Annotated in this window: 16 protein-coding genes; 4 read left to right on the top strand and 12 right to left on the bottom strand. The window is 45.9% G+C overall.

Features of this window, described 5'->3' with window-relative positions; all coding sequences use genetic code 11:
• The 7 genes from ACTHMC_RS26025 to ACTHMC_RS26055 all read right to left on the bottom strand — a co-directional run.
• Positions 1 to 698, bottom strand: a 698-nt coding sequence (locus ACTHMC_RS26025) for a polyprenyl synthetase family protein (protein ID WP_440417792.1), incomplete at its 3' end; no start/stop codon positions are given.
• 180 nt (positions 699 to 878) lie between these two features.
• On the bottom strand, positions 879 to 3,017 hold the full coding sequence (rnr, locus tag ACTHMC_RS26030; RefSeq protein WP_440417794.1) for a ribonuclease R: 2,139 nt from the start codon (positions 3,015 to 3,017) through the stop codon (positions 879 to 881).
• A gap of 68 nt (positions 3,018 to 3,085) precedes the next feature.
• A complete protein-coding gene (gene lpxK / locus ACTHMC_RS26035) occupies positions 3,086 to 4,162 on the bottom strand; it encodes a tetraacyldisaccharide 4'-kinase (RefSeq protein ID WP_440417796.1) in 1,077 nt (358 codons plus the stop codon).
• Positions 4,152 to 4,721, bottom strand: coding sequence for a 5-formyltetrahydrofolate cyclo-ligase (locus ACTHMC_RS26040; RefSeq protein WP_440417798.1), 570 nt, complete (start codon positions 4,719 to 4,721; stop codon positions 4,152 to 4,154). The genes lpxK and ACTHMC_RS26040 overlap by 11 nt, the downstream gene beginning before the upstream one ends.
• Entirely contained in the window at positions 4,718 to 5,344 is a 627-nt protein-coding gene (gene bioD / locus ACTHMC_RS26045) for a dethiobiotin synthase (RefSeq protein ID WP_440417799.1), read from the bottom strand. Before bioD ends, ACTHMC_RS26040 begins: the two co-directional genes overlap by 4 nt.
• A 10-nt stretch (positions 5,345 to 5,354) precedes the next feature.
• Positions 5,355 to 5,903: an RsmD family RNA methyltransferase gene (locus ACTHMC_RS26050; protein ID WP_440417801.1), complete on the bottom strand. Its 549-nt coding sequence runs from the start codon at positions 5,901 to 5,903 to the stop codon at positions 5,355 to 5,357.
• A complete protein-coding gene (locus ACTHMC_RS26055; protein ID WP_440417803.1) occupies positions 5,894 to 6,742 on the bottom strand; it encodes a DUF3822 family protein in 849 nt (282 codons plus the stop codon). Before ACTHMC_RS26055 ends, ACTHMC_RS26050 begins: the two co-directional genes overlap by 10 nt.
• Before the next feature lie 191 nt (positions 6,743 to 6,933).
• Here ACTHMC_RS26055 and ACTHMC_RS26060 point away from each other — a divergent pair, with 191 nt between their 5' ends.
• The 4 genes from ACTHMC_RS26060 (at position 6,934) to ACTHMC_RS26075 (ending at position 14,072) form a co-directional block, all read left to right on the top strand.
• On the top strand, positions 6,934 to 8,307 hold the full coding sequence (locus tag ACTHMC_RS26060; protein ID WP_440417804.1) for an MATE family efflux transporter: 1,374 nt from the start codon (positions 6,934 to 6,936) through the stop codon (positions 8,305 to 8,307).
• A 249-nt stretch (positions 8,308 to 8,556) separates the two neighbouring features.
• Positions 8,557 to 8,805: a hypothetical protein gene (locus ACTHMC_RS26065; RefSeq protein ID WP_440417806.1), complete on the top strand. Its 249-nt coding sequence runs from the start codon at positions 8,557 to 8,559 to the stop codon at positions 8,803 to 8,805.
• A 201-nt stretch (positions 8,806 to 9,006) separates the two neighbouring features.
• A complete protein-coding gene (locus tag ACTHMC_RS26070) occupies positions 9,007 to 13,518 on the top strand; it encodes a DUF6443 domain-containing protein (protein ID WP_440417808.1) in 4,512 nt (1,503 codons plus the stop codon).
• On the top strand, positions 13,518 to 14,072 hold the full coding sequence (locus tag ACTHMC_RS26075; RefSeq protein WP_440417809.1) for a hypothetical protein: 555 nt from the start codon (positions 13,518 to 13,520) through the stop codon (positions 14,070 to 14,072). Before ACTHMC_RS26070 ends, ACTHMC_RS26075 begins: the two co-directional genes overlap by 1 nt.
• Here the strand turns inward: ACTHMC_RS26075 and ACTHMC_RS26080 are convergent.
• The 5 genes from ACTHMC_RS26080 to ACTHMC_RS26100 all read right to left on the bottom strand — a co-directional run bounded on the left by ACTHMC_RS26080 (position 14,044) and on the right by ACTHMC_RS26100 (position 18,313).
• Positions 14,044 to 14,403 (bottom strand): dihydroneopterin aldolase, encoded by a 360-nt coding sequence (locus tag ACTHMC_RS26080; RefSeq protein WP_440417810.1) that lies wholly within the window; start codon positions 14,401 to 14,403, stop codon positions 14,044 to 14,046. The two genes, ACTHMC_RS26075 and ACTHMC_RS26080, sit on opposite strands and share 29 nt — an antisense overlap.
• 83 nt (positions 14,404 to 14,486) lie before the next feature.
• The gene (trxB, locus tag ACTHMC_RS26085) at positions 14,487 to 15,425 is read right to left on the bottom strand and encodes a thioredoxin-disulfide reductase (protein WP_440417811.1); all 939 of its coding nucleotides are present in this window, start codon (positions 15,423 to 15,425) and stop codon (positions 14,487 to 14,489) included.
• 112 nt (positions 15,426 to 15,537) lie between these two features.
• Positions 15,538 to 16,413, bottom strand: a complete 876-nt coding sequence (locus ACTHMC_RS26090; protein ID WP_440417812.1) for a DUF4249 domain-containing protein — start codon at positions 16,411 to 16,413, stop codon at positions 15,538 to 15,540.
• A 105-nt stretch (positions 16,414 to 16,518) separates the two neighbouring features.
• Positions 16,519 to 17,367 (bottom strand): alpha/beta hydrolase, encoded by an 849-nt coding sequence (locus ACTHMC_RS26095; protein ID WP_440417813.1) that lies wholly within the window; start codon positions 17,365 to 17,367, stop codon positions 16,519 to 16,521.
• 88 nt (positions 17,368 to 17,455) lie between these two features.
• Positions 17,456 to 18,313, bottom strand: a complete 858-nt coding sequence (locus tag ACTHMC_RS26100) for a sigma-70 family RNA polymerase sigma factor (protein ID WP_014217201.1) — start codon at positions 18,311 to 18,313, stop codon at positions 17,456 to 17,458.
• Between the last annotated feature and the right edge of the window lie 205 nt (positions 18,314 to 18,518).

Raw genomic sequence — 18,518 nt, forward strand, 5'->3', positions numbered from 1 at the left:
TTATTGGACACGATATCCCCTCCTACCTGTTTGCCGAACTTGGCCGGATCCCCGAAGGCATCCAGGTAATCGTCCTGCAACTGGAAGGCGATACCGAGATTACGACCGAACTCATACAGGTGCCGCAGGTTGCGCTCACCGGCTCCGCCAAGGATACCTCCCATCTGGAGACTGGCGGCCACCAGTACGGAAGTTTTCAGCTGGATCATATGGATATACTCATCCATTCCCACCTGGGAACGTTTTTCAAAATCCATATCCAGCTGCTGCCCTTCGCAAACCTCGCGGGCGGTTCTGCTGAAGAGGGTCGCTATCTTTTTGAGGTAGTCTGTTTTTATTTTAAGGAGATGATCATAAGCCACCACCAGCATCACATCTCCTGCAAGCAGGGCGGTGGGGCTGCCGTATTTTTCATGCACCGTTGGCATATTGCGGCGAAGCGGTGCATTGTCCATGATATCATCGTGAATGAGCGTGAAGTTATGGAAGAGCTCGATGGCCGTTGCCACATGATATGCATCGGGTATGATCTCATCGAACAGTTCATTGCCCATGAGACAGAGCACGGGCCTGATGCGCTTTCCACCGATACCCAGGAAATATTCATCGGCATCGTACAGGGTGGCAGGCTGCTCAGGGAAATGCCTGTGATTGAAATGGGCCGCAAACTTTTTCGCTAAATCTTCAAAACGCTGCATAATTATTGTTTAGGGTGTGCCCGGTATTGCTTAGAGTGTGCCCGGTCGCTCGCGTTGCCGCGAGTGACTTCTATTCCGTCGCCTCCCGGCGACACGGTGTTCGCCAGAGGCGAACAAATATAAGTAACTCGCCAGAGGCGAGCTACTGGCCGCACCCTGTTTTTTCAGGCCGCACCCTGTTTATTTTTTTGGCTTATTACTTTTTGGCTTGCCGGATTTCGCCGGCTTGCTGTCTTTCTTCTTTTTACCTCCCTTTCCGGAATTTTTGAATTTACCGAATGGATCATTGGCATCGGAAGCATCAGCTTTCCTGCTTCTTTTTCCCTCTCCTTCCGGTCTGGCCACCGGCCCGGCATTGCTGCCACTGCCGTATACCCATTCATAATCCAGCTGACGTTTGGTAAGATTGGCGGCAATCACTTTGATCCTCAGTTTGTCGCCCATCCTGAACTTACGGCCACTGCGCATACCCGCGATACTGTAATCACCTTCGATCATGCGGAAATCATCATATTCAAAAAGACTGGTCATGCTCACGAGGCCTTCACATTTGTGATCGATGGTTTCCACCCAGAATCCGAAGGAGGAAACGCCGCTGATCACACCATCAAATTCATCACCGATGAACTGCTGCATGAATTCCACCTGCTTGTATTTATTGGAAGCGCGCTCCGATTCCATGGCCGCACGTTCGCGCTCGCTGCAATGCTTGCATTTCGCTTCCATTTTCTTGTCCACCTCCGGTTTTCCATCGAGGATGTCCTGCAGGATGCGGTGCACCATCACATCCGGATAACGGCGGATCGGAGAAGTAAAGTGGCAATAATCTTCAAAGCCCAGTCCATAGTGACCGATATTTTCGGCCGTATATGCGGCTTTGGCCATGGTGCGGATACCGAGTTGTTCCAGCACATGCTGTTCCGGTCTGCCCTGCACATCCTTCAGCATCTGATTGAAGCTTTTAGCAATGGCATCGGGTGAGGATGTATCGAATTCATGTCCGTACCTTTTTGCAAAAGCGGCAAAAGGCAGGAGCTTTTGTTCATCGGGTTGGTCGTGTACGCGATAGGGGAACGGCAGCGGGTTCTTGTTCACTTTTTCCTTGCTGGCGCGTTCCGCCACCAGCCTGTTTGCCAGGAGCATGAACTCCTCGATCAGCTGGTGTGCTTCCTTACTTTCTTTCACCACAATACCGATAGGCTTGCCGGTTTCATCGAGCTTGAAGCGAACTTCCACGGAGGAGAAATTGATAGCACCGTTTTTGAAGCGTTGCTTACGCATGCGCTGTGCGAAATTGTTGAGGATAAGCAGTTCCTGCTGGTACTGCCCCTCTCCTTTTTCGAGGATCTCCTGCACTTCTTCATACGCGAAACGGTGATCGGAATGGATCACTGTTCTGCCGATCCAGTGCTGTTTCACTTCACCTTTATCGGTCATCTGAACGATCACGGAGAAAGTGAGCTTGTCTTCATGCGGACGCAATGAGCAGAGCTCATTGGAGATCCGCTCCGGCAGCATGGGCGCTACGCGGTCCGGCAGGTAAACGGAGGTAGCGCGGTTGTACGCTTCATCATCCAGTTTGGTGCCGGGCTCCACATAATGGCTGACATCGGCAATATGAATACCGATCTCGTACATACCGTTCTTCAGTAATCGAAATGAAAGGGCATCATCGAAATCCTTTGCATCAACGGGGTCGATGGTAAAGGTGAGGATATCCCTGCAATCCTTTCTGCGCGCGATCTCATCTGGAGAGATGGTATCGGGAATGCGTTCTGTTTCTTCAACAACATCGTCATGGAAGAAGAGGGAGAACCCGTTCTCCATGAGGATCTCTTTCATGGCCAGGTCGCCTTCATTCACGGCCTGCATGAGCTGTACCACTTCGCCTACGGGCTTTTTATTGGGCTGCCATTCCACGATGCGGACGATGGCGCGGTCCTTGTCCTGGGCGTCTTTGAGACTTTCCAGCGGGATAAAGATATCCGGCATCGGTTTGTCCGTATCTGCCACAAAGAAGGCGAAGTTCTTGTTAAGCTGGATCCTTCCGAGGAATTCAGATTGCTTGCGGTGAAGTACTTTCACTACCCTGCCCTGCTGGCGGCTGCCCTGGCGGCCTCCGGAGGGTTGCACCAGCACGGTATCACCGTGGAGGGCGGTATTGAAATCATTCGGGCGGACAAGGATATCATTGGGTTGTCCTTCCACAATTACATACCCGATGCCTGACCGGGTAATATCTAAGGTACCTTTCAACGCGTTGGAGGTTGAAGTGGATTTCTTTTTCTTGTTGTCTTTTTTTGAGTGTTTCTTACTCATTCTTTCTGTGTTAAACTTTAAAGGAACATAAAGGCAGTATGTCTTAACCTTATGCAAAAGGTTTGCCTCTATGCCGGCAGCTTGAATCCTGTAATGAATTTAGTCATTAATTCAGTAAATACCGGTTCTTCACCGAACAGGAACTGCACTTCAATGGGGAGTACATACAGGGGCAGGTCTTGCAATTGTTGCTCAAACTTGATCAGTCTGACAGCATCTTTTTCAGTGGTGATGATCAGTTTCCGGTCGGCCTGGACCTGGTTGAACTTTTTCCTGATCTCATTCAGGTCATCGATACTGAAGATATGGTGATCGCTGTACAGCAACTCGTAATACGTATCCGCAACTTCGTGCAGGTATTTTTTGAGTGGTTCAGGGTTGGCGATTCCTGAGACCAGTAGTACTTCTGCATCCGGCTGCAGTTGTACGGGTTCTTTGGTAAGTATATGGTATGGTTGTCCGTACCTGATGGCGGAGAAGAAGATCTGCTGGTGCGGCAGTGGTTTTATCTCTTCGCGGATCTGTTTTCTTTCTTCTTCGCTGAGCGATGGCGGGCACTTGGTGACCACCAGTACATCGGCTCTTTTATAGCTTGCTTTTTCATCGCGGAGGTCGCCTGTGGGCAGGTACCAGTCGCGTGTAAAAAGATTGCTGTAATCAGTGAGAACGATATTCATGCCTGCTTTCACGGCGCGGTGCTGGAAAGCGTCATCGAGTATGATCACATTGGTGTCCGGTCTGTCGTGTAAAAGTTGCGGGATGGCCACGATCCTTTCTTCTCCTACGGCGATGCTCACTTCCGGGAATTTGAGGTGGAACTGCATCGGTTCATCTCCTATTTCCAGGGCGTTGGTACCGGGGTTTGCGAGGGCATAACCTTTGGTTTTCCTTTTATATCCCCGGCTGAGCACGGCCAGTTTATACCTGGTGTGCAGTTTTTTCAGGAGAAATTCCACCATGGGAGATTTTCCTGTTCCACCTGCGGAGAGGTTCCCTACGCAGATAAGAGGAATATTGAAGGGGGTGGATTTAAGCACCTGCCGGTCGTACAACCGGTTCCTGAGCCATACTATAGCGCCATAAAGCATGGAGAAGGGCACCAGTAAAATTCGTATGGGCTTTAAGAGCGGAGCATTAAAATTCATAAATGCGATACGGTGTGATACAAAAATTTAAAGGTACATCAAATTCATTGATGTCTTCAATGTCATCCACCGGCCCGAAGAATGAGAACCCGATCTTGACAGCGTCCGGCCTGCACCGTGCCAGGTATCTGTCGTAGTACCCTTTACCATATCCTACGCGGTAACCGCGGGACTCAAAGGCCACCAAAGGTACGAAAATCATATCAACCTGTTCCGGAGGGATCACGATGCCGCTGATGGGCTCCAGGATATTGAACCTGTTTTTGAGGAAGAGGCCGCCTTTTTCCACCAGGCAGGCTTCCATATCGGAGCTATGTACTTCCAACCTGGGCCAGGCCACCTGCATGGAAGGGTATTGTTTTTTGAGGATGTCTTCGCACACGGTGATATCGAATTCCCGTCGGTTGGCGAGCGGGAAATAGGATAACAGAAACTTCACCGGGGGCTGTTCAAGCTTTTTGAAGTTGAAAGCCATGAGTGCGATCTGTTGTTGCAGTTCTTCTTCCTGTAGGTCCAGTCTTTTTTGCAAATACTCTTTTCTTACGGTACTTTTTATCATAATAAAGCTTTCAGCCGTTCCCGGAGGGCTGCGGCCTGTGAGTTGATAAACGCCCCGTCAGTCGTTTCTGAATAAGGAACTGTTGTTATCTTCGGAAAGTTGCTCCAGCGTACTATCTCTTCTTCATAATCCAGATACTGGTCGTTAAAGATCCATCCTATCACGGGCAGGTTCAGCTCCCTGCATACCTTTGCGGTGAGTAAAGAGTGGTTGATACTCCCGAGGTAATTTCTGCTAACCAGTATCACACGCGCGTCGAGTGCTTTGATCAGGTCTGCCACAAATGCCGTTTCATTGAGCGGCACCATCAATCCGCCTGCACCCTCGATGATCAAATTACGATTTATTACCGGAATTGCTGCACAAATTTTTTCGATGGAAATATTTATTCCTTCCTGCCGGGCAGCAATATGCGGAGATGCGGGCAATGTAAGTTTGTACAATTCCGGGTGAATGGTTGATCCGGTATCACGAAGGGCATTTCTTACCCACTCACTGTCCGTTCCCCCGTCGATGCCCGCCTGTATGGGTTTCCAGTAATCCGCTTCCAGTGCGCGCGTAAGGATGGCCGATACCAGTGTTTTCCCAACCCCGGTACCGATGCCTGTTACAAAGATGTTCATGTAACCGGTTTTAGGTAGCCTGTTTGTTTACAAAAATGCTGAAAATAGTGGTGCCGTAGTTGCGCGCCGTCACAAAAAGCGGGTATCCCTCATAGTTATTACGGGGCGTATGCTCCAGCACGAACCATCCGTTGGGTTTGAGGAGTTGTTTTTCCACGATCTTTTTAGGGATCTCGTCAATGGTATTGAGTGCATAGGGAGGACCGGCAAAGATAAAATCGAACTGGTCTGAACAGTTTTCGATGAACTTGAAAACTTCCATTTTTATTACCTTGAAATTTTCAAGTTTCAGGTCGGTGGAAGTCTTTTTTATGAACTCGAACATCGCCGGGTCCTTTTCCACGATGGTGAGGTCTTCAGCACCGCGGGAAGCCAGTTCATAGCTGATGCTGCCGGTACCGCCGAAGATATCGAGGGTCTTCATACCCTCAATGTCCAGGTTGTTCTGGATGATATTGAACAGGCCTTCTTTGGCCACATCGGTTGTGGGTCTGGTATACGGCATTTTCGCCGGCGGGTTGATGCGCCTGCCTCCGTGTTCACCACCGATTATACGCATAGGGCCATTTTCAGTAAGGGTGAAAAATAATGTGAGGGGAAATTCCGGAAACCTTCTTCGGAGCTGGTTTCATCGGGCAGTTGCTCCCACTCCAGCTGACCGAAGTATTTGAGAAGTTCCTGGTAGAGGATGGATTGTTCGTCCATCAGTCCCGAGACCTTCAGGTTCACTGTTTCCTGGTCGATCCCGAACTGCAGGGCCAGCGCCAGCAGCTGGAAGCTCACGTCTTCCGGGGTCTGGTAATGATAGCTCTGTGCAATCTGCAGTTGCTGCCCTTTGAAGGCCACTACGGCAAATTTGTCGGCTGCAATCACCACTTTGATCATATCTCCTTCGATGCTGTGTTTATCCACTCCGGAAAGCAGCAGGGTATTGTAATGCCAGTACTTGCCGGTGGTGAATTTGGTTTGCAGCAGGGAATGCACATCACGGGGGATGCGGTAGATATTATAAACGTCCCATCCGTCCACTTTATCATTCAGCAGCAGGCCTTTCTGGGCATTGCCGTAAACGATCTCGGTAACTGGCTTGTTGAGGTCGATGGTGAAATATTTTTCGGGCAGCAGGTTGCTGTCCGTATAATGATAAACGAGGTATGCTTCCGTATAGGGATGCTGTAAATGTTCATCTCCGGAGAGCACTTCGGATAAGGCTTCCAGTGGTGATTTACCGGGTATAAAATCCAGGTTGTACTGGCGGAAGCCGAGGAAACGCTGGCTATCGCGGTTGTACAACACATAGCAGAAAATCTGATCGCTTACTTCCATCAGCAGCAGGTTATTCTGCATGCTTTCAGAAGCAATACTGTCCGGGATAATATCAAAAGTTGCTTTCAACATACTATTAGAAGTTGCAATGTTACATAATTTTGGGAGAAGGGACAATATGAGTTTTCCATCTACAGCTGCAGCCTGCTCCTGACGGCTTACACAGGACTTTGGCAGCTACGCGGGCCGCCGCCTGCGCTACAGTCATTTAATGGTTTACCGCAGTTAATGTCTGCCGCATTCTCTCTAAATTTGCCACCATTATGTCAGCGAGTACAGCACCTGCGTTGCAGTTGGAGATATCTAATAAACAGATCCTTAAAATCGCCTTGCCTATCAGCTTTGCCCTGCTGGTGCCACAGGTGAATTTCATTACCAACAATATTTTCCTGGGAGGATTGGGAGAAAGGGAGCTCGGAACAGCCGGGCTCACGGGTGTGTATTACCTGATCTTTGCGGCTGTAGGGTTTGGCCTGAACAATGGCCTGCAGGCGCTGATCAGCCGCCGTGCCGGTGAGAACCGGGTGGAGGAAATAGGAAAGTTGTTCTCACAGGGTGTACGGATAGCCATGTTGATTGCAGTCATAGGCATTGTGCTGACCTGGTTTGTGGCGCCGTATATTTTACGGCTTTCCCTGACGGATGAAAGTGTGGTGCAGCAAAGCGTGGATTTTTTAAGAATTCGCATCTGGGGTCTCCCCTTCTTATATATCTACCAGATGAGGAATGCTTTGCTGGTGGGCACGAATCAGAGCAAGTATTTAGTGATCGGAACATTAGCGGAAACGGTGGCGAATGTATTCTTCGATTATACTTTGATCTATGGGAAACTGGGCTTTCCTGCACTGGGCTTCAATGGCGCAGCTATTGCTTCGGTGATCGCGGAAGCCACAGGGATGTTCATCGTGTTCCTGGTGATCAACATGAAAGGCATCAGCAAGCGGTTCTCTTTGTACAAACATTTCGGGTATAATAAAGAAGTGAGCAAGCTCATCTTCGTACAATCATCTCCGTTGATCTTTCAGCATGCCATCAGTATTATGGCCTGGGTCTTCTTTTATATCCTGGTAGAAAGGCATGGATATCATTCCGGACATGCAAACCGGGACCTGGCGATTTCAAATACCATGAGGAATCTGTTTGGGTTATTTGGGGTGTTCACCTGGGCTTTTGCGGCAACCAGCAATACGATGGTTAGTAATATCATCGGTCAGGGAAAGAAGGATAGAGTGATGGAAGTGATCCATAAAATTGTGCGGATCAGTACCAGCTTTGCTGTTATTATCGCTATATTATTGAACCTGTTCCCCGGTGTGTTCTTATTGATCTATGGGCAGGACCCGGGCTTTGTGGCTGCTGCCATTCCGGTGGTGCGGGTAGTTTCAATTGCCATGGTGCTGATGAGCTTTTCCACTATCTGGCTGAATTCGGTGACGGGTACGGGAAACACAACGGTTAATCTGGGGATCGAAGCTATAACCATCGTGATCTATTGTATCTATTGCTTTATAGTATTGGAATGGTTGAAGTTGCCGCTGGCAGTGGGTTGGATGAGTGAGTGGATTTACTGGACGAGCATGTTCATCCTGTCTTTCCTGTATATTAAGAGCGGAAGGTGGAAGAAGAAGGTGATATAACATGCGTTTGAATACTCAATTACTGTATTTAACAGACTCGTTTCAACTATGAACCTGCTCTCGATGTACAATAAAGCGCAGCGCAGAACTATTGGAAGGATGATAAAAGCAATAATAATGACATTGTTACTGCTGGCTGCTCTTATATACTATGGGCTGGAAATCTTTGTCGCCCTGTACGGAGATCCAATAAAAGTCCAAATAGTAAAATTCCTTTCCAGCTGCAGTACCCATAAGAATACACCACAGGTGAGAGTATTATATGAGGGGCATACTTACAGGGTGTCAATCAGCGGGGAAGATTGTGAGCGCCTCCATAAAGGCGATGAACTGGGTATGATCAAGTATCCCGGCATCGGTCTGGTGCGCCGTAACAGGGACGTGTCTGTTCTCTCAGCTCTTATCATAATTGCAGGAACCGGCTGGTTTGTCTATATGGCCTGGACAGGCTTACGCTCCGGATTGAGAAAGGATCCGGAAGGCGCGGCAGCGGATTGATTATTCTATTTCTGCGTGATGCTTTGATTTTTATGTAGTACCTCTACATGTTTCTATTGATTATTGGAAATTTTCTGTTCAGAATATAGGTTACAAAGTTATAATCCTATATTTTACAGTTGTATTTGTTTCTGAATCAGCCCAATAAAGTATTGATTATTTATTTGTAATAGGATTTGACCATTCCTAATTGTAATTCCCATGCCTAAACAGAGAGCTTATCCTGACCTTATTCTTACAGTTGCTGTTTTATTAATATCTGTTCTGTCGGATGCGCAGGTAACGCCGCCGCCGGCTTATCCGGCTAATACTAAAATTAATTATGTAAGAACCTGGGAGGCAACTGCACCAGAACAAAACCCGGCAGTGTTAGTAACGAGGCCGTTGAGGGATGTGAAACAAACTACTGTTTATGTTGATGGTTTAGGCAGGCCGATACAGTCAGTTCTGAAACAGGGATCGTTGAGTACAGGTTCTGCACCAGTGGACCTTGTAAGCCCTATTGTGTATGATGCCTTCGGAAGAGAAGAATACAAATATTTGCCATTTGCGGCCAATAGTACAGGAAGCAACAGCTCGATAAATGATGGAAATTTCAAGCTCAATCCGTTTCAGCAGCAGGCGGCATTTGGAGCTGCCCAGTATCCTGGAGAAACATATTTTTATTCCCGCACGCAATATGAAGCTTCCCCATTGAGCCGAATCGAAAAAAGTTTGGCTCCCGGAGAAAGTTGGGTAGGCACAAATAGAGGACTAGAAACCAAATTATGGATCAACACTACTGCCGATGATGTCAAAATCTGGACTGTAATTGACAATCCTGGAACATTTGGGAGTTATGTTGCTTCCGGTAGTTATCCTGCAGGTTCGCTGCTTAAAATCGTAACTATGGATGAAGCAGGTCACCAACTCATAGAGTTTAAAGACAAACTGGGAAATGTAATATTAAAGAAAACTCAACTCAGCGCAACTACAGATAATGGCTCAGGGAAAGGGCATACTGGTTTTCTTAATACATACTATATTTATGATGACCTGAACAACCTGCGGTGCATAATACAACCCAAAGGAGTAGAACTGATAAGCGCTACAGCCTGGACACTATCTGATGCTACTATCCTTGCTGAGCAATGTTTCCGATATGAATATGATGAAAAGAAACGGATATCCATCAAACAAGTACCTGGTGCAGGAGACGTATATATGATATATGATGCACGGGATCGATTGGTGTTTTTTCAGGATGCAAACATGCGCAGCACCTCTCAATGGAAATCCACTTTGTATGATGCACTCAATCGTCAGGTGCTCACCGGTCTGATCACATATAATGGCAGTCGCGAAGCCCTTCAAATGCTAGTGACCCTGCAGACAGGAGGCACAATCAACAACATCACTATTCCCGCCGATCTCCCTCTGAATCAACCAACAGGTTCCGGGACATATTATGCAACAAACAGTATTACTCTCGATCCGGGTTTTGAGAGTGAAGAGGCAGCAGAAATATCACTGGAACTGATTAATAGCAACGGAAGTTCCGATGAAACTCCTTTTATTATCGAAGGGGTTTCAGTAAATCGCAATCCATTACCTGCAAGCGCCAGCCTGCTACCACTGACATTTACATATTATGACAATTACCAATGGGCTGCATCATTAAACAATAATTTAAAAAATTTCTCAACAACAACCATCAACAATTACTTGCTATCACCTGGTACTAATTACCCGTACCCTGAGCCGGTTACTGCATCTAACACAACTTCAGGGATGGCTACAGGTGGAAAGGTACGTATACTTGATAGTGAACCTGCACGTTACCTTATTTCAGTTAATTTCTATGACATCAACAATCGATTAGCACAGACCCGATCACAAAATAGCACTGGAGGTTATGATGCTGTAACAACTCAGTATAACTGGGCTGGACAGCCAATAGGCGTAATACAGGAGTTACAGAAGACCAATCCCAACGCCCAAACTCATACCATTTTTACAAGCACCAGCTACGATGACCTCGGGCGTGTTCTGAATGTAAATAAAACAATCAATAGTATTATAGCAGGTTCTTCAATAAACAAACAACAGCAAGAAATTCTGCGCAATGAGTATAATGCATTAGGCCAGCTAAAGAAAAAAAACATAGGTAATGATATTGAGCAACTGGATTATGATTACAATATCCGTGGCTGGTTACTCGGTGTCAACCGAAACTTCATAAAAGATGACAACCAGCGTTATTTTGGATATGAACTTGGCTATGATAAATCACCTGCGATTATTAATGGAAGCAGTTATCTGACATCTCAATACAACGGTAATATCAGTGGAACCACATGGAAAAGTGCTGGAGATAATAAGAAGCGAAAGTTTGATTATACCTATGACGCGGCCAACCGTCTATTATCAGCAGATTTCAATCAATATTCAGGCAGCGGATTCAGTAAGCCAAATGGAATAAATTTCAGCATCGGCAATCTCACTTATGATGCAAATGGGAATATCCTAAGTATGCAACAATACGGTTGGAAAACCGGAGAGCCTGGCGCTCTTTTGGACAACCTCAGTTATACTTATTATGACAAAGGGAATAAATTGAAAAATGTCATAGATGCATCCAATGATGTAAATACTAATCTGGGAGACTTCCGAAGCTCTCAGTTATATATGTCCACCCTGGGTACTAAAGCCAACACAGCTACAGATTACCTTTATGACAACAATGGCAATTTAAAAAAGGACTTGAACAAAGATATCGGCTCTGCATCTTCTGATGGGATTGTTTACAATATCCTTAATCTTCCACAATCCATCACTGTACAAAAGTCAGGAGGATTGAAAGGAATTATTAACTACGTATATGATGCAGCCGGCATTAAACATCAAAAGATTGTGACAGAAGTAGGTCAATCACCTAAAAACACCTTATATCTTGGAGGAGCTGTTTACCAGAATGACACCCTGCAATTCTTCAGCCAGGAAGAAGGCCGTATTCGTTATACTAAACATTATTTTTCCAATGGAGATAGCACGTGGGAATACAATTACGATTATTTTATAAAAGATCACCTGGGAAATGTACGCATGATTTTAACTGAGCAAAAAGATACCGCCGTGTACGCTGCAACGATGGAAAGCAACTTTCGTACAAAAGAAGAAAAATTATTCAATAAAGTAGGTTCAACTGCTTTCCCTACTCCCGTATTTTATCCTCAAGACATAAGTGTTACTAACCCTAATAATTATGTATCCCGACTCACAGGAGCAACTGGACAAAAACAGGGAATATCTATTATTCTCAAAGTAATGGGCGGAGATCATGTAAAAATTTTCGCCAAGTCATTTTATCAGCCCAATACAGTAGTTAATGAAAATGCGCCGGTGGCGGAAATTGTGGCTGGAATCGCCAATAGCATGATAAGTGTTACAGGAGCATCAAAAGGATCATTGGCACAGCTTACAGACATCAGCGGTCCGCTAACAAGTGGAGTGGGATTGTTTCGTACAAACCATCACACTAACTCTTCATCTAAACCAAAAGCGTATCTTAACTGGATCCTTTTCGACGAACAACTAAACTTCGTAGATGATGGTGTAAGCAGTGGGGCTGATCAGGTTGGAACAGCAAATGAATTAAAACCCCACCTTAAGAATGTTCAAATTCCTCAAAATGGTTTCTTTTATATTTATACAAGTAACGAGTCTCCCGACAATGCTGTTTTTTTCAACGACCTAATCATTGAACATCAAACAGGAAAGATTTTAGAAGAGACTCATTATTATCCATTTGGATCAGCGATGGCAGCCCTGTCATCCAAAGCTCCAGGCAGACTGGAAAACACGAAACAAAAGTTCAACAACGCAGAAATAAACAATGATCTCGATCTTAACACCTATGAATTTTTCTATCGGAATTATGATCAACAGATAGGGAGATGGTGGCAGCTAGATCCAAAACCGAACGAAGCAGCAAGCCTGTACTCAGCAATGGGCAACAATCCAATTTCCAATTACGACCCATTAGGAGACACAACAATATATTATACTCATGACGGTCAGTACTTATTTAGTACCAACGATAAACTTGAAAATGCAGTGATAGTTATTCCTGAAGCTAATCAAAAAAGCTTTTTTGCCAGGCACTACAATGCTTATGGACTTGTTCCGTACAATAAAAAATCAGATGATGCCATGAGCAAAGATCTTAGAGCTTATGGAGTAGGATATTCTACTGACGAGTATTTTTCTTACTACGACAAAAATGCAAATGATCAATATAAGGGAAAAGACGGACCTGAAGGCACAGATGTAATAAAACCAGTAGACGGGAAAGGGCCATTGATAAACGAGCATGCTGCATCAACATCACTTAAAAATGGTTTTGTTAGAATTATAGAGGGAACCGATGCAGCAGGCACACCATTAGTAAGTTCACCCAAAGCAGGATTTTTAGGTGTTCATACTCATTCAGCAGAAGGAAGACGTATTGGTGTTCAGCAATCGGATGGCAGTTACAGAACCGGCACAGTTGAAAGCGGAAAGGCCGGACTCGGTGATGATACGCCAGGGAGCAGTTCTGTAACAAATGCCAGCAAAGGGAATTTCAGGGTTGTTGTTACGCCAACACATATGTACCTTTACGGGAATGGCCAGGTTATGATCTCTGTTGATAGAAAGCTTACACCCAGTCAAAATCCTTCAAGCATAAAATAATGCGACATATAATCCTGTTTTTAGTGATTTGTACATTGGGATGCGGCTCTCCACCTTCCATTCCGGAAACTCCCCCTAAAACAGATTCTGTCATTGAAAAAAAAATATCCGGGAGAAGACTTGACAGTCTCAAATGGCTTTATTATGCTTTGCATTTTAGAGGTGATGCTCTGTTTTACGATTCAGCATTTCACAAAGATGTCATGATCAAAACTGTAAATTGTAAGGTTGAATTGATGAGCCATTCTCATATAAACCAAGACACTTCCTTCTATTATTTTACTTTTGCCGACTCGGGAAAAATTTTCAAATACGTTAAAGGTGCCTTTAATGTAAAAGGCATAGGTATTTATAAAGAACAATATTATCCGCTTTCCAGACAAGTAATCTTCAACTACCAGAAAAACTCAGATTCAACTGCTGCATTTATTAAAAAAATTGACAGCAACTTCAGAAATTATCTAAAGAATTACAAGTACGATATCACACCTTGGCTAAAATCAGAAGCAGTAAGGAGAAAAATCATCACCTCTCCCACTCCTTCCTCATCGTAATCCCTATCTTACCCTGGATATTCTCTATCGGAGGCTCCAGCTTATAAATGGAGATCACCACTTCCGCCACAAACGGGAACTGGTGTTTTATTCTTCTTATTATTCCTTCGGCAACTTTCTCCAGCAATGGCGTGGGGATGGCCATGCATCTTTTCACTATCTCAAATACATCAACATAGTTGATGGTATTCCGGATATCATCGAACTGGGTCGATTCCTCGTTGTAGCTGGCTTTGAGATTCACTTCGTATGCACTGCCGGTTTTGGATTCACCTTCATACAGTCCATGAAACGCGTGCAGTCTGAGGTTATGCAGTTCTATCGATACCATAAAAAAAATTGGCCCCGCCTTATCAGGGACGCGGCCAAATTAGCTATTAGTTCAGAAACTACATGTTATTTTTTTGCTACGCGTTATACCAGTCCCTTTGCAGAGAGGTAACGCTCAGCATCCAGTGCAGCCATACATCCACTACCTGCAGCTGTTACGGCCTGGCGGTAAATCTTGTCCTGCACATCACCGGCGGCAAATACACCTTCCACATTTGTTTTGGAAGTACCGGGGATGGTTTTGATGTACCCTGCTTCGTCCAGATCAAGATAGTCCTTGAAAATGTCTGAGTTAGGCGTGTGACCGATAGCCACAAAGAAGCCCTGAACAGGGATGGTTTCAGTAGCGCCGGTTTTCACGTTCTTCACGCGAACACTGTCTACCTTATTCTCACCCAGGATCTCGTCTGTTTCAGTATCCCAGTATACCTGGATGTTTGGAGTGGCCAGTACTCTGTCCTGCATCACTTTGGAAGCACGCATCTGGTCTTTACGGACCAGCATGCTCACTTTGTTGGTGAGCTTGGAAAGGTAGAGCGCTTCCTCAGCAGCAGTATCACCTGCGCCTACGATAGCCACATCTTTACCACGGAAGAAGAAACCATCGCATACCGCGCAGGCGCTCACGCCGAAGCCGTTGAGGCGCTCTTCACTGGGCAGTCCCAGCCATTTGGCGGAAGCCCCGGTAGCAATGATCACTGCGTCTGCTTCAACCAGTTTCTCTTCGTCGATCCAAACCTTGAAAGGTTGCTGAGAAAAATCAACTTTAGTTGCCAGACCATATCTGATATCGGCGCCCATGCGGGTAGCCTGCTTTTCAAAATCAACCATCATTTCCGGGCCCTGGATTCCTTCGGGGTAACCGGGATAGTTCTCCACTTCAGTTGTAATGGTCAGTTGCCCGCCGGGCTGAATGCCCTGATAAAGAACGGGTTTCATGTTTGCTCTTGCTGCATAGATTGCTGCTGTATAGCCTGCCGGACCGGAACCAATGATCAGACAATGTACTTTTTCACTTGCCATATTGCGTTTTGAAAATTTGCCAAAAATAAAGGCAAATAAGTTAACAATTTGCCATTCGGTTTTAACACCACCATTTAGTGTGCATAACCTGTTTATTAAAGGATGAAAATCGTTACGGGATCACAATTGTGCTGTATTGCACCGCATAACCGCCGAAATATCCCAGCGCTCCGCCTTTGATATTGCCCAGTACCTTGGTGGGGGAAGAAAATGGATTTCCAATACTGGAATAATTGTATTCCATCGTTCGCCAGAAATCAAAAGTGGACTTATCTATATTACAAAATTTGACCGTAATTGTTTCGCCGCGGAAGAAGAAGCCATACTCCTCCAGATCGATGTCATTAGCGCGGTTTACGCCGCTTTCCAGCTGCACGTCGTAGGTTTTCCCATCCACGATCTGATCGTCGAAAACTGAGGTCAATGGCGGGTAATAAGGGTTATTATCCACCTGCACATAGTAGCGGATATAATTGCCATAACCCGGCGGGTCAGTGATCCTGGCCATCACCACTGCTTTTTCGGGCTCATTGCCCGGTGCCGGTTTCCACCAGAGCGAGTCCACCCGCTTCTTCAGCAGGGGAATGGTGGTGCTGGCCGTGTATTCCTTTCCGTCCACCGAAATGGAAAGCTGGTATTCCTTGCCGAATTCCCCCCGGAAGCTATTGTTGAGCCGACCGGAATCGATCCCGTAATAGTAGATCTTGTACCCGGCAGCCAGTTCGCGCGTGTATTCCTTCAGGGTATGAGTGCGCGTACCATTGCTCATCACCACTTTGGCGCCATGGATGAAGGAACTGGAAAGCAGATCTGGACTAAGCTGGGTGAAATAACTGAGACTGCGGCTGAGCCTCACTTCGGGAGCACGGTTGTTTTCAATGAAAGCGTCTATCACTACTTTGGGCTCTGAATCCCGGGGAACGAAATCGATATTCTTCTCGCAGGAAAGCAGCATTACACACGATATGGCTGTTATCAGGCGCTTCATGGCTGGGAGTCAAATATAGTGTATTTATGGTCCGTTGGGATGCGGTGCCCGCCAGCAAGTCCTCTAAAGATGAGTTTCCGCGGCAACTCAGCGGCAAAACATGCGTTATTTAACCACCGGGTACAATAACTTAAGGGCATTGTAAACTGCCAGGTGCATCACAGTAGCATGATACTCATCCGGCAGGTAATCATATACGTGAGTCAACCTGCTGCCGCTGTTCTTTTTAAGAATACTACTCAACGCCACTGCATCTTCATACATCACTTTGTCTTCTTCCTTATTGCAGGCTCCGACATACACTTTCACTTTGTTCTTGTCCCCGCCAGAAAGCAGTGCAGGAGCGGATTTCAGCAAATCCTCCCCACCCCACCATAAACTTGGCGTTATAATGATATAGGTATCAAAAAGCTGCCTGTGTTTCAACAGAATTTCTGTAGCCAGAAGACCAGCGAGTGACTCACCGATTATTGTTTTATGAGTATTCGTACGAAAGTTTGAATCAATAAAAGGCATCAATTCTTTCTGCAGGAAAGCAATGTATTTACCCGATCCGCCAAACGATGGGAATTGCTCTTTTTTGAAACCCATTTTCGATACAAAATCCAGGTTCTCCACCGGGAATGTAAAATCCCTTCTACGGTTGGTATTTTCTATCCCCACCAGGATTGATTTCGGAAAACGGTTAACCCAGGGCTGGTTATTGAATCGTACGACGCCAGCCACATGGAAAAAGTCCTCTTCCACGCCTCCATCAGGAAGATAGATCACAGCATATCCCGCTGAATCTTTGGGATTGTAATCGTCCGGCAGGTAGATGTTGATGGTGCGCGTTTCATTCAATACCGCAGATACCAGTTTTACCGTGCGGCCAATACTCACCGGCTGGCCCGTTTGTGAAATCGCAGGAAAAGAGAAAGCAAAAAATACAATGCAGGATAAGACAAACCTCATAGTCAGATTTTAAGTATTCAATAAAACCAAAAAGAGGCCGTCCTTTAGTAAAGACGACCTCTTTTATCACAATTTCCTGATTTTCTTACTAACCTAAATATGCTTTCAGTGCGTTGCTATAACGCGCTTTTTGTAAACGCTTGATAGCTCTTTCCTTGATCTGGCGGATACGTTCTTTGGTAAGGTCGTATTTCTGACCGATCTGTTCGATGGTAACACCATTCTCACCATCCAGGCCGAAATAGGCATTCACGATCTCAGCTTCGCGGGGGCTCAGTGATTTGAGCACGCGACGGATCTCGTTACGGAGTGAATCTTTCATTACATCGTCATCGGTATCATCACCACCTTCAAGCAGGTCGCCCATTGCTACATCTTCAGCTTCGTGCACAGGTGCATCCAGTGAAGTATGACGGGTATTGCTCTGGAAGATATTGTTGATCTCGGTTTCGCTCATTTCAAGGAGCTCAGCCAACTCTTCAGTACTGGGTTCGCGCTCGTGTTCCTGCTCGAATGCCATGTACGCTTTGTTAGCCTTGTTGTAGGTGCCAATTTTGTTTTGAGGCAGGCGGACTAATCTGCCCTGCTCTGCCAACGCCTGCAAAATGGACTGGCGGATCCACCATACGGCGTAAGAGATGAATTTAAAACCCTTGGTTTCATCGAAACGCTGGGCTGCTTTTATCAGACCGAGGTTACCCTCGTTGATCAGATCGCTAAGTGAAAGGCCCTGGTGCTGGTACTGCTTAGCAACAGATACCACGAAACGTAAGTTGGCCTGCACCAATTTGTCGAGCGCCTTTTGATCACCCATCTTAATACGCTGTGCAAGCACAGTTTCCTCTTCAGGTGTGATCATGGGGATCTTGGAAATCTCCTGAAGATACTTTTCTACTGCCTGCGAATCGCGATTCGTAATCTGGGTAGCAATTTTAAGCTGTCTCATATCTTAATATAAATATTACTGGTCTGTACCGGGTACAGTTATCAACATGAAAGACTACGATTTGTTCAGGGGGAGTTGCAAAACACCTGTCAACAGGCTGTTAATGATTTCTGATCCCGTCCAGTACCGTCTGCAAAAATAAAAAGCAAATCCGATATGTCATAGCCCCTGTGGATAAATCCGGGCGATTTTGACATTGGATATT

Source organism: Pseudobacter sp. (assembly GCF_051955275.1).
Taxonomy (GTDB): domain Bacteria; phylum Bacteroidota; class Bacteroidia; order Chitinophagales; family Chitinophagaceae; genus Pseudobacter.

What these genes read in the sequence shown, in the direction of transcription:
- ACTHMC_RS26095 (WP_440417813.1), bottom strand. Translation starts at nt 17,367, where the DNA reads ATGAGGTTTGTCTTATCCTGCATTGTATTTTTTGCTTTCTCTTTTCCT.
- ACTHMC_RS26070 (WP_440417808.1), top strand. Translation starts at nt 9,007, where the DNA reads ATGCCTAAACAGAGAGCTTATCCTGACCTTATTCTTACAGTTGCTGTT.
- ACTHMC_RS26040 (WP_440417798.1), bottom strand. Translation starts at nt 4,721, where the DNA reads ATGATAAAAAGTACCGTAAGAAAAGAGTATTTGCAAAAAAGACTGGAC.
- lpxK (WP_440417796.1), bottom strand. Translation starts at nt 4,162, where the DNA reads ATGAATTTTAATGCTCCGCTCTTAAAGCCCATACGAATTTTACTGGTG.
- ACTHMC_RS26100 (WP_014217201.1), bottom strand. Translation starts at nt 18,313, where the DNA reads ATGAGACAGCTTAAAATTGCTACCCAGATTACGAATCGCGATTCGCAG.
- ACTHMC_RS26055 (WP_440417803.1), bottom strand. Translation starts at nt 6,742, where the DNA reads ATGTTGAAAGCAACTTTTGATATTATCCCGGACAGTATTGCTTCTGAA.
- rnr (WP_440417794.1), bottom strand. Translation starts at nt 3,017, where the DNA reads ATGAGTAAGAAACACTCAAAAAAAGACAACAAGAAAAAGAAATCCACT.
- ACTHMC_RS26050 (WP_440417801.1), bottom strand. Translation starts at nt 5,903, where the DNA reads ATGCGTATAATCGGTGGTGAACACGGAGGCAGGCGCATCAACCCGCCG.
- ACTHMC_RS26080 (WP_440417810.1), bottom strand. Translation starts at nt 14,403, where the DNA reads ATGGTATCGATAGAACTGCATAACCTCAGACTGCACGCGTTTCATGGA.
- ACTHMC_RS26090 (WP_440417812.1), bottom strand. Translation starts at nt 16,413, where the DNA reads ATGAAGCGCCTGATAACAGCCATATCGTGTGTAATGCTGCTTTCCTGC.
- ACTHMC_RS26075 (WP_440417809.1), top strand. Translation starts at nt 13,518, where the DNA reads ATGCGACATATAATCCTGTTTTTAGTGATTTGTACATTGGGATGCGGC.
- trxB (WP_440417811.1), bottom strand. Translation starts at nt 15,425, where the DNA reads ATGGCAAGTGAAAAAGTACATTGTCTGATCATTGGTTCCGGTCCGGCA.
- ACTHMC_RS26060 (WP_440417804.1), top strand. Translation starts at nt 6,934, where the DNA reads ATGTCAGCGAGTACAGCACCTGCGTTGCAGTTGGAGATATCTAATAAA.
- bioD (WP_440417799.1), bottom strand. Translation starts at nt 5,344, where the DNA reads ATGAACATCTTTGTAACAGGCATCGGTACCGGGGTTGGGAAAACACTG.